Annotated in this window: 15 protein-coding genes; 14 read left to right on the forward strand and 1 reads right to left on the reverse strand. The window is 65.0% G+C overall.

Annotated features, from left to right (window positions below):
* Positions 1–248 precede the first annotated feature (248 nt).
* The 14 genes from XAXN_RS14295 (at position 249) to XAXN_RS14360 (ending at position 14,001) form a co-directional block, all read left to right on the forward strand.
* The gene (locus XAXN_RS14295) at positions 249–686 is read left to right on the forward strand and encodes a sugar 3,4-ketoisomerase (protein WP_054320030.1); all 438 of its coding nucleotides are present in this window, start codon (positions 249–251) and stop codon (positions 684–686) included.
* Positions 683–1,354, forward strand: a complete 672-nt coding sequence (locus XAXN_RS14300; protein ID WP_054320031.1) for an acetyltransferase — start codon at positions 683–685, stop codon at positions 1,352–1,354. Before XAXN_RS14295 ends, XAXN_RS14300 begins: the two co-directional genes overlap by 4 nt.
* Before the next feature lie 3 nt (positions 1,355–1,357).
* Positions 1,358–2,311, forward strand: coding sequence for a glycoside hydrolase family protein (locus XAXN_RS14305; RefSeq protein ID WP_054320032.1), 954 nt, complete (start codon positions 1,358–1,360; stop codon positions 2,309–2,311).
* Positions 2,312–2,318: 7 nt separating this feature from the next.
* Entirely contained in the window at positions 2,319–3,230 is a 912-nt protein-coding gene (locus XAXN_RS14310; protein WP_134984889.1) for a GNAT family N-acetyltransferase, read from the forward strand.
* On the forward strand, positions 3,218–4,342 hold the full coding sequence (locus tag XAXN_RS14315; RefSeq protein ID WP_134980327.1) for a DegT/DnrJ/EryC1/StrS family aminotransferase: 1,125 nt from the start codon (positions 3,218–3,220) through the stop codon (positions 4,340–4,342). Before XAXN_RS14310 ends, XAXN_RS14315 begins: the two co-directional genes overlap by 13 nt.
* Positions 4,339–5,592 carry an O-antigen translocase gene (locus tag XAXN_RS14320; protein WP_054320035.1) on the forward strand — a complete coding sequence of 418 codons (1,254 nt, stop codon included), beginning with the start codon at positions 4,339–4,341 and terminating at the stop codon, positions 5,590–5,592. Before XAXN_RS14315 ends, XAXN_RS14320 begins: the two co-directional genes overlap by 4 nt.
* Complete coding sequence (locus tag XAXN_RS14325; protein ID WP_054320036.1) at positions 5,589–6,533, forward strand: glycosyltransferase; 945 nt, start codon at positions 5,589–5,591, stop codon at positions 6,531–6,533. The genes XAXN_RS14320 and XAXN_RS14325 overlap by 4 nt, the downstream gene beginning before the upstream one ends.
* 6 nt (positions 6,534–6,539) lie before the next feature.
* Complete coding sequence (locus XAXN_RS14330; protein ID WP_054320037.1) at positions 6,540–7,673, forward strand: hypothetical protein; 1,134 nt, start codon at positions 6,540–6,542, stop codon at positions 7,671–7,673.
* 43 nt (positions 7,674–7,716) lie between these two features.
* Positions 7,717–8,568 carry a Wzz/FepE/Etk N-terminal domain-containing protein gene (locus XAXN_RS14335; RefSeq protein WP_054320038.1) on the forward strand — a complete coding sequence of 284 codons (852 nt, stop codon included), beginning with the start codon at positions 7,717–7,719 and terminating at the stop codon, positions 8,566–8,568.
* A 271-nt stretch (positions 8,569–8,839) separates the two neighbouring features.
* Entirely contained in the window at positions 8,840–9,682 is an 843-nt protein-coding gene (locus tag XAXN_RS14340) for a class I SAM-dependent methyltransferase (protein WP_054320039.1), read from the forward strand.
* Positions 9,683–9,694: 12 nt separating this feature from the next.
* Positions 9,695–10,933, forward strand: a complete 1,239-nt coding sequence (locus tag XAXN_RS14345) for an amidohydrolase family protein (RefSeq protein ID WP_054320046.1) — start codon at positions 9,695–9,697, stop codon at positions 10,931–10,933.
* Complete coding sequence (locus XAXN_RS14350) at positions 10,930–11,628, forward strand: class I SAM-dependent methyltransferase (protein ID WP_054320040.1); 699 nt, start codon at positions 10,930–10,932, stop codon at positions 11,626–11,628. The genes XAXN_RS14345 and XAXN_RS14350 overlap by 4 nt, the downstream gene beginning before the upstream one ends.
* Before the next feature lie 124 nt (positions 11,629–11,752).
* On the forward strand, positions 11,753–12,883 hold the full coding sequence (locus XAXN_RS14355) for a glycosyltransferase family 4 protein (protein ID WP_054320041.1): 1,131 nt from the start codon (positions 11,753–11,755) through the stop codon (positions 12,881–12,883).
* Entirely contained in the window at positions 12,880–14,001 is a 1,122-nt protein-coding gene (locus tag XAXN_RS14360) for a glycosyltransferase family 4 protein (protein ID WP_054320042.1), read from the forward strand. Before XAXN_RS14355 ends, XAXN_RS14360 begins: the two co-directional genes overlap by 4 nt.
* A 95-nt stretch (positions 14,002–14,096) precedes the next feature.
* On the opposite strand, the gene XAXN_RS14365 is transcribed toward XAXN_RS14360, so the two are convergent.
* The coding region (locus XAXN_RS14365; RefSeq protein WP_054320047.1) for a nucleotidyltransferase family protein at positions 14,097–15,036 on the reverse strand (940 nt) is incomplete at its 5' end.

Below are 15,036 nucleotides of genomic sequence, written 5' to 3' on the forward strand. Positions count from 1 at the left end.
CTGGCTCCCCACGCCGGCCGAACGGCGGCCAGGCGAACGTGCACCGATGGGTGCGGCGATGTCGGAAAAAGGTTGCGTCGCCGTGGCATCTGGTTTGCACGTGCTGCACACCAAAGTGCTGCGACACGGTCAGCTGCGCTTGCGCGCACAGCGCGTCGCAGGGCCGCGGCCGCGCGCAACCTTTCGCGCAACCCGACGCACTCAGGCATGTCGCACTACGTGCAGTCAGCGGTTACGCCTCTCCGATCATGGCCATCGAACGCATCCAGTTGCATACCCACGGTGACGATCGCGGGCTGCTCATTTCATTGGAGCAGCAGCGCAATGTTCCGTTCGAGATCCGTCGCGTGTATTACTTGTTCGCCACGCGTCATGACGTGCACCGCGGCCAGCATGCGCACCGCCAGCTCAATCAATTCGCAGTGGCCCTGCACGGCTCGGTGACGATTCTGCTCGACGAAGGCAACGGTAATGGCCCCAGCGAAGTGGTGCTGGACGACCCATCGCAAGGCCTGTTGCTCGGCCGCATGGTGTGGCGCGACCTGTACCGTTTCAGTGCCGACTGCGTGCTGATGGTGCTGGCCGACCAGTTTTACGACCCCGGCGATTACATTCTGGATTACGACCAGTTCGTGAGCGAGGTGCGCAATGGCAACGCGCTGCAAGCCCGCAGGCTGGAAGCATGAGCGCACCTCGGCACCTGGTGATTGTCGGCGCGGGCGAGTTCGCGCAGATCGCCTGCGAGTACTTCCAGCACGACAGCCACTACACGGTGGCGGCCTTCAGCGTGGAGCGTGATTTTCTGCTGCAGCCCACCTTGGCCGGGTTGCCCGTGGTGGCATACGAAGAGCTGGAGCAACGCTACCCGCCGCAAGACTACGCGGTGTTCGTGGCGATTCCTGCAACGCAACTCAATCGCCTGCGCACGCGCTTTTTCCAGGATGTGGTGCGGCGCGGCTATTGCTGTGCGACGTACGTGAGCTCACGCGCATTCGTCTGGCACAACGCGCAGATCGGCGCCAACTGCTTCATCTTCGAGGGCAACGTCGTGCAGCCATTCACCCGCATCGGCGACAACTGCGTGTTGTGGAGCGGCAACCATATCGGTCACCGCACGGTGGTGCAGGACCATGTCTTTATTGCCTCGCATGCGGTGATTTCCGGCTATTGCGAAGTCGGGCAGGGCAGTTTCATCGGTGTCAATGCCACGCTCAGCGACAAGGTGCGCATTGCAGCAGACAACATCATCGGTGCGGGCGCGCTGGTGACGCGACACACCGAAGCCGAGCGTGTGTACGTGGGCTCGCCGGCCTGCGCGGTGGCGGGCAGGTCCAGCTTCGATGTGGAGCTCTGAGCGGTGTTTGCCTGGAACAAACGCGGACTGGTGTTCGACGTCGCACGCCACGGGGTGGGTGGCTGGATGCACCATGCAGCTCTAACGCCAACACCGCATCGCCTGTCTACTCAGGTGTTGCGGGTGTACGCCGGTTTTCGCGATGCGCAGGGCGTGAGCCGGATCGGCTATGTGGATGTGCGCGCTGGCGCGCCAACGCAGATCGTCGGTGTCAGCAAGCAGCCGGTGCTCGACATTGGCCGTGACGGTTGTTTCGACGACAACGGCATGATCCTGGGCGATGTGGTGGCCGGGCCGGATGGGCTGTACCTGTTCTATGTCGGCTTCCAGCGCGTGGCCAAGGCCAAGTTCCTCGCCTTCACCGGTCTGGCGGTGTCCCGCGACGGTGGCGAGAGCTTCCAGCGTCGGCAGGAAACGCCGCTGCTGGATCGCGCCCCGGGGCGCAGCACGATCGCTGCCGTGCACTCGGCGCGCTACGAACAGGGCCGCTGGCGGCTCTGGTACGCGGTGGGCGATGACTGGGAAACGATCGGCGGCCAGCCGTATCCGCGTTACCACATCCGCTACGCACAGACCGACGACCTGCGTTGCATCCCCACCGATGATGCCGTGTGCCTGCGTCCACACGGTGACGAATACCGTATTGGGCGTCCGCGCGTGTACCGGCTCGGCGAGCGCTACCTGATGTATTTCACCCGTGGCGACCTCCGGGGCGGCTACTTTCCCGGCATCGCCTTCAGTGGCGATGGGGTGCACTGGCAACGCGACGACCGCCAGTTGGGGCTTGCACTGTCCGATGACGGCTGGGATGCGCAAACGCTGTGCTACCCCGCCTTGATTCAGCACGGCGAGCGCGTGTTGATGTTCTACAACGGCAACGCGATGGGGCAGGCGGGCTTCGGCCTGGCAGAGGCGGCGTTGCCGGTTGCGTTACGGGGCTGCCATGTTCTCGGTTAGGTCTTACGTGCAGGGCGATGCGCCTGCGTGGGATGCGCTGGTGGCGTCATCGCGCAATGGCAACTTGTTGCATCGGCGTGGCTATATGGACTATCACGCCGAGCGCTTTGTGGATGCGTCCGTGCTGGTTCAACGCGGGGACGCGGTGGTGGCGGTGCTCCCGGCCAATGTGCAGGGCAGCTGCGTCAGCAGCCATGCCGGGCTTACCTATGCCGGGCTGCTGTCGTCGATGGTGCTGCGTGCCGGCGCCACCTTGCAGGTGTTCGAGCAGATTGCCGCGCACTACCGTGCGCTAGGCGTGCGCGAGATCATCTACAAGCCGGCGCCGCATATCTTTCATGCATATCCGGCCGAAGAAGAGCTGTACGCGCTGCATCTGCTTGGCGCACAGCTTTGCCGGCGCGATTTGTCGTCGGCGATTGCGCTGCGCGAACCGCCTGCATTCAGCGCCGAGCGGCGGCGTTCCATTGCCAAGGCGCGCAAGGCTGGCGTGCAGATCCAGCGCGGGACCCAGCTCGATGAGTTTCATGCGCTGCTGACCCAGGTCCTGCAGCGACATGGCGTGGCACCGACGCATCGGCTGGATGAGCTTCAACTGCTGCAACGCCGGTTTGCGCAGCAGATCGTGTTGCATGAAGCGCGCGCTGATGGGCAACTGGTCGCAGCCGCGTTGGTCTTCGACTTCGGCCGCTGCGTGCATACCCAATACCTGGCGGTCTCCGAGCAGGGCCGCCGGTTGGATGCGTTGAGCCTGCTGCTGGCCGACCTCATCACCGATGTGTACGCGCAGCGCGAATATTTCAGTTTCGGTATCTCCACCGAACAGGGCGGGCAGGTGCTCAACGAAGGCCTGGTGGAACAAAAGGAACGCTTCGGCGCGCGTGCCGTGGTGCAGGATGTCTATCGATGGCTGATGTAATGGATGTGCCTTTCCTGGATTTGGGTGCAGTCAATGCACGCTACGCCGATGAGCTCAAGACCGCAGCGGCACGTGTGATCGATGCCGGCTGGTACGTGCTCGGTCAAGAGTTGGCCGCGTTCGAACACGAATTCGCCAGCTACTGCGGCACCACGCATGCGGTGGGCGTGGGGAATGGGCTGGATGCGTTGGCGTTGATCCTGCGCGGCTACCGTGAGTTGGGAGTCTTGCGCGAAGGCGACGAAATCATCGTGCCGGCCAACACCTTCATCGCGACGTTTCTGGCGATCAGCCAGAACCATCTGGTGCTGGTGCCGGTCGAGCCGGACCCGGTCACGTTCAATATCGACCCGGTAAGGGTGGAGAAGGCGATCGGGCCCCGCACGCGCGCCATCATGGCAGTGCACCTGTATGGGCAGTTGGCCGACATGCAGGCCCTGCAGACCCTAGCCCATCGCTACGGCCTGCTGCTGATCGAGGATGCCGCGCAGGCGCATGGGGCAAGCGCACAGGGGCGGCGCGCCGGTGCCTTCGGCGATGCGGCGGCGTTTAGTTTCTTCCCAACCAAGAACCTGGGCGCACTGGGCGATGGCGGCGCAGTCACGACGTCGGATGTGCGTCTGGCCGAGCGCATTCACGCGCTGCGTAACTATGGCTCGGAAGTGAAGTATCACCATCTCTGCCAGGGAGTGAACTCGCGTCTGGATGAAATGCAGGCTGCGTTCTTGCGCGTCAAGCTGGGCTATCTGGAGGACGAAATCGCGCTGCGGCGTGCAGTGGCGCAGCGGTACCTGCACGGCATCTGCAACCCGCTGATCGTGCTGCCCACGCTGGCGGCCGAGCAGCAGCACGTCTGGCATCTGTTCGTGGTACGCAGCCCGCAGCGCGATGCCTTGCAGGCACATCTGTTGCGGCAGGGCATCCACACGCAGATCCATTACCCGGTGCCGCCGCACCGGCAGCCGGCATATGCCAGCCTGGGCGAGGCCTGCCTGCCGCTGAGCGAACAGCTGCATCGGGAAGTGCTGAGCCTGCCGATGGGGCCGGCGTTGGACGATGCAGCAGTTGCGCAGGTGATCGCGGCCTGTCAATCGTTCGGCAGCAGCACATGAATATCGTGCGCAGCAGCGCCTACACCGGCGTTGCGACGCTGGCCAAGCTGCTGGCGGCGTTGGTGGTGGTCAAGCTGGTTGCCGTCTATGCCGGGCCTCAGGGCGTGGGCCGGCTTGGCCAGTTTCTCAACCTGATGTCGGTGCTGGCGGTAGTGGCCGGTGGCGGCATCAGTGCCGGCATCGTCAAGTATGTGGCGCAGTACCGCGACGACGCCCCCGCACTGGCGCGCCTGCTCAGTGCGGCGCTGTGGTACGCATTTTGCGCGGCCTGCGTGAGCGCACTGCTGGCGATGAAATTCAGTGGAGCGATTGCCGAGCGCCTGCTGGGCGATGCGAGCTACCGCCCGCTGATCTGCATTTTGGCAGTCGCGCAGCTGGGAATTGCGCTGCTCAATTACATGCTGGCGCTGATCAACGGCTTCATGGATGTGCGGCGGCTGGCGTTTGTGCAGGTGTCCGGCGCCGTGCTGAGCGTTGCCTTGGTGGCGTGGCTCTCCAGCCGGGCGCAGTTATCCGGGGCGCTGCTGGCGCTGGTCCTGGGGCAGGTCCTGTGGCTGCTGGCGGCGGTCCCGGCGCTGCGGCGTAGCCCGTATTTCCAGCCTGCAATGTGGCAGATGCGCTTTGACGCGCAAATGACCCGTCTGTTGGCGACATTTTCGCTGATGACGCTCACCTCGACACTGGTGCCGCAGCTGGTGACCATCGTGGTGCGCCATCATCTGGCGCTGCGGTTCGGCTGGGAGCAAGTGGGCTACTGGCAGGCGGTAAGCCGGGTCTCCGATGCCTATCTGCTGTTCTTCACCACCGCCATCAACGTGTACTACCTGCCCAAGCTGGCATCGCTGCAAGGCACTGCGGGTCTGGGCAGCGAGCTGCGCAGTGCGTATCGGCACGTCATGCCGGCGGTGATCGTGATGGCGCTGGGCGTCTATGTCGGCCGCGATTGGGTGACCTGGCTCCTGTTCGATACGCAATTTGCCGCTGCGGAGCCTTTGTATGGCCCACAGCTGCTGGGCGATGTGATCAAGATCGCGGCGTTCGTGCTGTCGTACGTGATGCTGGCCAAGGCGATGACGCGGCTGTTCGTGATCTCCGAATGCGTGTTCGCAGCCAGCTATCTGGCGCTGGTGTATCTGTTCACTGCATGGTTCGGGCTGATCGGTGCGATGTACGCCTTTGCTGCCAACTATGTGTTGTATCTGTTGTTCAACATCGTGGTGGTGCGACGCTATCTGGAACGGGCGGCATGAACGATCAGGTGCCCGCACCGGCACGTGCACGCTGGCCGTTGGTGTCGGTGCTGATTCCGGCGTTCAACCATGAGCGTTTTGTGCAGCGTTGTCTGGATAGCGTCCTGGACGACCCGTATCCATGCAAAGAGATCGTGATCATCGACGATGGCTCCAGCGATGCCACTGGCGAAAAGATCAGCCAGTGGATCAGCGAGCATGGGCATCGGCTACCGGTGCACTTCGTGCAGCGCGGCAATCGTGGGGTTGCCGCCACGCTCAACGAACTGGCATTGAGTGCGCGGGGAGAGTATCTGCGGCTTGGCGCAAGCGACGATTATTTGTTGCCCGGCGGGCTGGACGCGCAGGTGCGCTATCTGCGCGGACACCCGCAAAAACTCGCGGTGATCGGTGATGCCTGCGTGGTCGATGCGCGTGGGCAACTGCTGCATGGCAGCGCCATGCGCGATCTGCATCAGGTTGACAAGGACTTGTATCGTTCTGACTCCGGCATCCGGCATGCGGTGATACGGCAGTGGGCAGTCAGTGGCGCGGTGGCGCTGCTAAGGCGCAGCGCCTTCGATGCGCGCAGCGGCTGGGACGAATCGCTACGAATCGAAGACTGGGATTTCTTCTTGCGTCTGGTGGCAGGCAATGCGCTGGGGTTCATCGATCTGCCGGTATGCGCCTACCGCTTGCATGGCAGCAATCTCAGCAAGACCACGAATGTGCCGGCACGCATTGCCAACCTGCGCGAGTCGCGGCAGGTGGCGCTACGCTGCGCGCCGTTGTTCGATGAACCCGATCGCACGCTGTTGCGTGCGCAGTCGCATTACATCGCGGCAAAGGTGGAATTTCTGCGACGCCGGCCGCACCGGGTGGCTGTGCATCTCGTGATCTACGCAGGGTTGTCGCTGTGGGCCAGATGGCGCCCGAAACGTGCCGCGCGCGCGCCCGGCTGAGCTTGCATGAGCACCCTGTTGCGCCGTCCTTCGACCTATCTGGCCGTGCCGATGCTGCTCAGCTGCGCGCTGACGTGGCTGACCTATGCGCTACCCGACGGCTACCTGGAAGGTATCGTGCTGCTTGCGCTTGCGGCAGCGGCCACCTTCGCGCTCGATGCTGTGTTGCGCACACAGCTGCCGTCGGTCGAGCGCTTTCGCCACTACCGTTACGCCGGTACCCGCGATGCATTTCTGGCGATGGCCCTGGCCGCGGCGGTGACGGTGTTCTGCATTGCCGATGTGGTGCTGTTTCCGATTCCGTTGTTCAGCGATCCGGCGTCGTACGCCACCTTGAGCCCTGCGCGTGCGCATGTGCGGCACGTCTCCAACATGTGCTGGATCCTGCCGCCGATCGCCCTGCTGTGCGTGCGCCACCGTGGGCTAAGTGCGGCGATGGTGACGTTGGGGTTCGTGTTCCCGATCGTGGTGATCGATCGCAACCGCATTTTCGCTGGCCTGTTCTCCTTTGTGCTGGTGATGCTGTTGCGGCGCGACCCGGCGCGACGGCTGCCGTGGAAGAGCATTGGCCTGCTGGTGCTGGCCGGCAGTGGCGTGTTTTCGATCCTTGGCGCATTGCGGTCCGGTTCCCTGGCCACGGTGGCATTGCCGTTCAGTGCGTTCTACCGTGCCATGCCGCAGGGCGTGCAATGGCTGCTGCTCTACATCAGCGCGGGGCCGTATAACTTCGGTGCGATCCTGGCCAAGGGCTACGTCAACGCCAGCTTCCTGGTCAATCAACTGGTGCCGTTCAGTGGTTCGATCGCCACTGCCGGGACCAGCATTCCGCTGGATGCGCCCAACATCAATGTGGGTACCGAGTTCTTCCCGTTCTTGATGGCGTGGGGCGTGACCGGTGCCTTGCTTGCGCTATTGGCCTTGTATGCCGGGTTGGTCTGGAGCGTGCGCCGGCTCAATGGGTCGCTGTCGATCTTTCACGTGCTGATCTTCCTGCGCATCGCCTATGCCTGCCTGATGTCGCCCTTTGCGCCACAAGCGTTCACCTGGACCAACTTCGGCTTCATCGCGCTGTGCCTGGTGCTGCATGCCTGCACGGTGCTGTTGCCCAGCCGTCTGTCCCCACATCCGTCTGCCGCGTAAGCGTGCAGCACACCATTCATTGCCCCGTTGCAGAGCTGCGCCCATGAATCAACACGACGAAATCTATCTGATCGACCTGTGGCGCATCCTGCGCCGGGAATGGCGCTGGGCAGCGGCAGCGCTGGTGGTGGTGCTGGGCCTGACCTTCGCTTTTACTCGCCTGGCCAAACCGCAATGGGAAGCCACCGCGTGGATCCAGGTTGGTGAAATCGGCCCGACCCCTGCTGGCCGCGACCCCAAGGTCGAACCGTTTCAGCGCGTGATCGATCGCATGAAAACGCGGCTGTTCCAGGATGCGGTGTTGCGTCAGGCGCAGGTGCCGCTCAACAGCCGCGCCGCGCAGCTGTATCGCGGCAGCCTGAAGCCGGACCCCGACCCGTACGCCAATCTGATCGGTGTGACCATCCGTGCCGAGTCGGCGCAGCAGGCGCGCACGCTGGCCATGGCCACCGTGACCCAACTGCAGAGGGCGCACGGCGACACCAATGCAGCTGCGCTGGATCTTGCGCGCGCCCGCCTGCAAGGCTTGAGCGAGGATCTGCGCGCGGCCACCAGCAATCGCGAGCAGCTGCAGCGGCAGTTGCAGGCCGGGCAGGGAGCGGCTTCCGCCACGCCAACGCAGGTACTGGCGGGTGTGTTGCTTACCGACAGCAACACCACGATTCGCGCCTTGAAGAGCGAGCGCGACGACCTTGTTGCCCGGCTCACCACGCGCTACACCTACCAGACCTCGCTGGCGTGGCCGCTGTACGTGCCCGACCGGCAGGCATTTCCGAACGCGATCACCGCTTGGGCAGCGGGTCTGCTTGCCGGGGCGGGACTGGGCGTGCTGGTCGCGGTGCTGCGCAATGCGGTGCGTCGTCGTGCGCGGGCTCCCGCACATGCTGCGGTGTGACCAGTGGAGCATCGGCGCACTACGAGGGAATGAGTTTGCGCATGCAGCAGGCCCCAGGCGATACGAGAGCGTAAGCCAGGCCGTACGGTGCATGCTGCACGGTGAGCCAATGCATGCGTGTCGGGTGCGATCGCCTGAGCCAGCTCACCCACGCCACGCTGCAACCAAACCGGCACCATCGCGCACTCACGGGTCTATCAAGCGACGCCGCGTTGGGCGTTGTGACCGGAGAGCGTGGTGAACACAGCAGGACAGGTCTGGGAGTCTGCGCATGTCGTCAATCAGTGAGCATGCGGCGCGGGGCGGCACGGTCGCGCCGGAGCAACTGCTGGAAACGCAACGTGCGTTCGACAGCGTCGCTCCCGATTATGACGGTCCCCGCGGCAACAACGCGCTGATCCAGCGCATGCGCACCACACTGTGGGATACGGTGGCGAACGAGTTGCCGGTAGGCTCGCGGCTGATCGATCTGGGCTGCGGGACCGGCCTGGACGCTGGCGAATTCGCACGCCGCGGATATTCCGTGCTGGCCACCGACTGGTCGCCGGCAATGGTCGAGCGCACCCGCCACCGCGCTGCCACGCACGGTCTGCAAGAACGCCTCACCACCGCGCATGTCGGCATCCAGCAACTCGATCAGCTGGAAGGCAGCTTCGATGGCATGTACTCCAACTTCGGCCCGCTCAATTGCGCGCCGGACCTGCCGGCCGTCGCCGCGCAATGCGCGCGCCTGCTGCGCCCCGACGGCTGCCTGGTGTTTTCGGTGATCGGGCGAATCTGTCCGTGGGAAATCGGCCATTACGCCTTGCGCGGGCGCTTCAGACGCGCGGCGGTGCGTGCCGCCAAAGGGGCAATTGCGGTGGGCATGAACGGCCACACCATCTGGACCTGGTACCACCTGCCGCGCGAGTTCTACCGCGCATTCGAAACACATTTCGTGTTGGACAGCTACCGCGCCCTGAGCCTGTTCCTGCCGCCGCCGTATCTGGTGGAGTTTTGCGAACGCAATCCACGCCTGTCCGAGCGCCTGGGGCGCTGCGACGACCGGTGGGGCGGGCTGCCGCTGCTGCGCGACATGGGCGATCACTTTCTGATCGTGATGCGCAAGCGCTGAGTGGAGTTGTCGATGGCCATGGCCGATGTCTGCCTGCAAGGCGCACGCGCGATCACCCAGGCGGGTCCCTCGCGTGCTGCAGTGGCGATCCGCGCGGGGCGCTTCGGCGGCACGCTTGGCACCGGCACCGTGCGCATGGATCTGCAAGGGCATGTGCTGGTGCCGGGCCTGATCAATGCGCACGAGCATCTGCAGGTCAACTGCGTGCCGCCGCTGCCGCAGGACGCGCCGTTTCCCAATAGCTACGCGTGGATCGGGGCATTTCAGGCGCATTTTCAGCATCCGGACGTGGCCGCCGCACTGCGCGTGCCCAAGGCGGTGCGGCTGCGCCATGGCGGTCTGAAGAACCTGTTGGCCGGCGTCACCTGCGTGGCCCAGCACGACCCATGGCACGCCGCGCTGGACGAAGGCAATTTCCCGGTGAGCCTGCTGCGCGACTTCGGCTGGAGCTATGCATTGGGGTGGACAGGCTACGGCCCGCCCGTACAAGGCAGCTTTGCCGCAACCCCGGCAGCGCATCCCTGGATGATCCATCTGGCCGAAGGCACCGATGCGGTGGCGCGTGCCGAGCTCGACGAACTCGACCGGCTCGGCTGCCTGGCCGCCAACACGGTGTTGATCCACGGCGTCGGCATGGGCGAGCAAGATATCGAGCGGGTGATCGCGCGTGGCGCAGCCGTGGTGTGGTGTCCGTCCAGCAATCAGGCGCTGCTCGGCCGCACGCTCGATCCGTGGCGCTTGTGCATGGCTGGCCGGCTGGCGCTGGGCAACGATTCGCGCATCAGCGGCGCGCGCGACCTGCTGGAAGAACTACAGATCGCCAGTGCGAGCGGACTGGCACCGGACCAATTGCTTGGCATGGTCACCGGCGACTCCGCGCGCATCCTGCGCATGCCGACGCGTGGGCGGATTGCGCCTGGAGCCATTGCAGATTTGTTGATCGTGCGCGACCGCGGCGGCGGCGAGCCTGGCAGCAGCATCATCGGTTGCACGCGCAGCGACCTGCGTGCGGTGATTCGCGATGGCAAGCCGCGCATCGCCGATCCGGATTTTGCGCCGTGGTTCGATGCGGCCGGCATCCAGACCGTGCCGGTGTTGTTGGACGGGCGGCCCAAATTGCTAGATGCCACGCTGGCCGATCCGGCGATGCTGGCGCTCGAACCCGGCCTTCGGCGTTTGGCGCCGGAGCAGCCGGGCCGGGCCATCGCGCAGGTGACCCATGCGCTGGCTGCCAATGGAGCGCTTTCGTGAGCGCCGTACCGGTGCTCGAACCCGCTGCTGCCTACGCCCTGTGGGCGCAGGCATATCCCCCGCATGCGCACAACCCGGTGATGCTGGCCGAAGAGCGCGCCATGCTCGCATTGATGCCGTCCAACCTGCAGGGCCAGCACGTGCTGGACGCCGGCTGCGGCAGCGGCCGCTACATGCTGCACGCACTGCGTCGTGGCGCTTGGCAAGTCACCGGTGTCGACCTGTCGCCGGAGATGCTGCACCGTGCCGGTGCCGAGCTCGCACAGGACTGGCCGGCCGCACGCATCGTTCTGAAGCAAGGCAGCCTGGATCATCTGCCGTTGGCCGATACGGTGGCCGACCTGTGCGTATGCGGTCTGGTGGTGGGGCACCTGCAACGGCTGTACCCAGCGCTGGAAGAACTGCATCGGGTCACCCGCGTCGGCGGCATCGTGTTGTGCAGCGACGTGCATCCGATCGGCCACGCGCTAGGCTGGCAGCGTGACTTCAAGGCCGGTGGGCAGCACTACGCGGTCCGCCACACCCAGCATCTCTATAGTCACTGGCATTGGGCATGCACCACACTCGGGTTTGCGATCGAAGCCGTGGCCGAGCCGATGCTGGACCCCGCGGATATCCCGGCCGGGGCGCGCTTCGACCAGATGGCGTTGCAGGTGCCGGTTGTGCTGGTGCTACGGCTGCGACGAATCACGTGAGCCAGGCCTTCCACGCGGCAGTCACTGTCTATGCGTTGGACGCGGCCACTCATTGGCACGCTGCGGTCGCAGCGTTACACGGCAGCGACGTTGCGTCGATCGCCGTTCAAGCGCTGCCGGCCCTATGAGCCTGCACGTCGCACAGCTGAACCTGGTTCCCACTCCCGATGGCCTGAGCGCGGAGCAGGTATTCGCCCAGTGGCCATCGTTGGCAGACATCGCCGAAGCTGTCGCCAGTGCTGGCGTGCAGGTGTCGGTGATCCAGGCCTCTGCTTTGAACACCCGGCTGCGCCGCCAGGGCGTGGACTACCGCTTCGCCGATCTGCATCGGCGTGGCAGCGCAGTCCGCGCCCGTACGCTTGCCGCATTGCTGCACGAGATCGATGCCGATGTGCTGCATGTGCATGGCCTGGAATTCGCCGGCGACGCGCGGCGTCTGGCGCGTCTGCTGCCGCAGCTGCCGATCCTGCTGCAGGATCATGCCAACCGGCCACCACGCTGGTGGGCCAGGAGCCTGTGGCGCGCAAGCTACTCCGCCGCAGCCGGCATTGCCTTCACCTCGCTTGAACTGGCGCAGCCGTTCGTGCGGGCGCGCCTGTTTGGCCGCAGCACGCAACTGTTTGCCATCCCCGAATCCAGCAGCCGCTTTAGCCCTGGCGACCGATTGCAGGCACGCGAGCAGACCCGCTTGCACGGCGACCCATGCGTGGTGTGGATCGGCCATTTCAGTCCAGCCAAAGACCCGCTCTGTGTGCTCGATGCGGTGGCCATGGCCGCGCGTCTGTTGCCCGGCCTGCGATTATGGTGCGTGTTCGACCAGGCACCACTGATGGCGCAGGTGCAGCAGCGCCTGCGCGCCGACCCGCAGCTGGCCAGATGCGTCCACTTGCTTGGCAAGGTCGAACACGCACGCGTGCAGGAGCTGCTGCGCGCGGCGGACATCTTCGTTTCTGCCAGCCATGCAGAAAGTTGCGGTTATGCCGCACTGGAGGCCTACGCCTGCGGCTGCCTGCCGCTGCTGACGGCCATTCCATCGTTTCGTGCGCTCAGCGATGACGGCGCAGTGGGCGAGTTGTCGCCGGTCGGCGATGCATCGGCATTGTCGGAACTGTTGCTGCGTGTCAGTCGGCAACGCCCTTCGCGTGCACAGGTGCGCGCCCATTTCGACGCGCGCCTGTCGTTTGACGCAGTAGGCCGGCGCTGGGCGCAGGCATATACGCAATTACGCACGCCCATACCGGAGCGCAGCGCATGAAGCTGGCATTGGTGGTGCCAGGGGGTGTGGATCGTAGCGGGGAAGTCCGTGTGATTCCGGTGTTCCTGACCTTGATCGAGTGGCTGGCACGCAGCCATGACGTGCACGTGTTCGTGCTGCATCAAGAGCCGCAACCGGGCACCTGGCACCTGCGCGGTGCCACGGTGCATAACATCGGCGCGCGTCGCACGCGGCTGCGCGCGATCGCCGCCATCTGCGATGAACACAGGCGCGCACCGTTCGCTGTGATTCAGGCGATTTTTTCCGGCTATTGCAGTCTGATCGCGGTGACCGCTGCCAAGCTGTTGCGGCGTCCCAGCATGGTGCATATCGCCGGCGGCGAGCTGGTCGCCTTGCATCGCATCAGTTACGGCGGCCGCCGCAAATGGCGTGGGCGTCTGCGCGAGGCGGTGATCCTGCGGCTTGCCGATCAGATAACGGCTGCCAGCGCGCCCATCATCGATTCGCTGCAGGCACTGGGCATCGCTGCGCAACGCGTGCCACTGGGCGTGGATCTGCGCGCCTGGCCACCCGCGGCGCCGCGCGCGCGCACCGAACCGGTTGCGCGTCTGCTGCATGTGGCAAGCCTCAATCCGGTCAAGGATCAGACCACCTTGTTGCAGGCAATGGCCGCACTCAAGCGCGCCGGCGTTGCCTTCACCCTGGACATGGTGGGCGTCGACACGTTGGGCGGTGCCATGCAGCGCCTGGTGCAGCAGCTCGGCTTGCAGCAACAGGTGCGTTTTCTCGGCTTCAAGACCCAGCGCGCGTTGCGTCCGATCATGCTGTCGGCCGATTTGCTGGTGCTGTCTTCGCTGCACGAAGCCGGGCCGCTGGTGCTGCTGGAAGCTGCCGTGGCCGGGGTTCCTGCGGTGGGAACTGCGGTGGGGCATCTGGTCGAGTGGGCCCCTGTCTGCGCATTGGCGGTGCCGCCGGGCGACTGGGCCGGGATGGCAGAGGCCATCCGCCAGGTCCTTGGCGACGACGAACTGCGCTTGCGCCTTGCCTGGGCGGCGCAGTGCCGCGCCGTCCGCGAAGATGCTGCGTTGACCACGCGCCTGTTCGAGCAGTTGTATCGTCAGCTGTGCGAGCAGCGGCCGCTGCCTTCAGTAAGCTGATGTGCACGGCAAACGTAGCAAGCTGCTTTCGGTGATCTTGTGCGCTAATGCCTTGAGTGAGCGGCATGCTGGACACAAAACCTCTCAGTGCAGCCTCACGCCGGCTGCAGATAGCCATCCAGCGCCGCACGCACCACGTACATCATGTCCGTGCGCGGCACCGGCCTGGTCAGGCGCGTCACCAGGCGGCGCGCCTGGGTGTGGCGCACCCACGGCTGATCCTGCAGCCATAACTGCGTCTGCAGCATGTCCGCGCGTTCCTTGCGGCTTTCTGCCGAAGGCACCACACGACTGTGCAGATACTGCCGCGCTTCGTCCAACGAGCGCGGCCATTCGATTCCAGGCAGCGCCGATAGCCACAGGTTCGAGCACGATGCGGCGGTGAGCGTTTGCCGGGCTGCTCGCATGCGCAGCAGCGCAGGACAGTCAGCATGCAGGCGCGCCATCACGGCAGGCGGCACCACGGCCCGGTAATAGCGCTGCAGCAACAGCAGCGGCGGCAACGCCCACCACGGCGGTATTGAGGTGTCTTCCCACAATTGCTCCCAATCGCGCGGACCCATGCGCGTTGCCAACAAGGCAAGATCGTGCAGATGCATCAGGCGAATGGTGCGGTGGCAGATGCCGCCGGCCGCATGCAGCAGCAAGTGGCACATCAAGGCACCAATGGACGGGTAGGGGTTCAAACCCGGTTGCGGGCGCTCCGGCCGGATCCGGGCAGTGATCTCCACGCTGCTCACAGGCAGACGTTCCTGGATCCGCGTATGCAACTCGATATTGATCGGCGCATCGCGGTGTTCGCCCAGCCCGGCCACCGCCTCACCCTGCTGCGGCTTGAATGCCTGATGCTTCCACTGCTCGAAGGAGGCGACATAGCCGAGTTCGCACAACAGCGCCGCCGCTGCAGGCGCGTCTTCCGGTTCCACCAGTAAATCGATATCGGCCATTGGGCGGTCGCCAGGCAGATACACCCCCAGTCGATGCAAGGCGGTGCCCTTCAGACCCACCAGCGCGACGCCCACGCTGCGCGCAGCG

The sequence above is a fragment of the Xanthomonas axonopodis genome (genome assembly GCF_001304695.1).
Taxonomy (GTDB): domain Bacteria; phylum Pseudomonadota; class Gammaproteobacteria; order Xanthomonadales; family Xanthomonadaceae; genus Xanthomonas; species Xanthomonas axonopodis.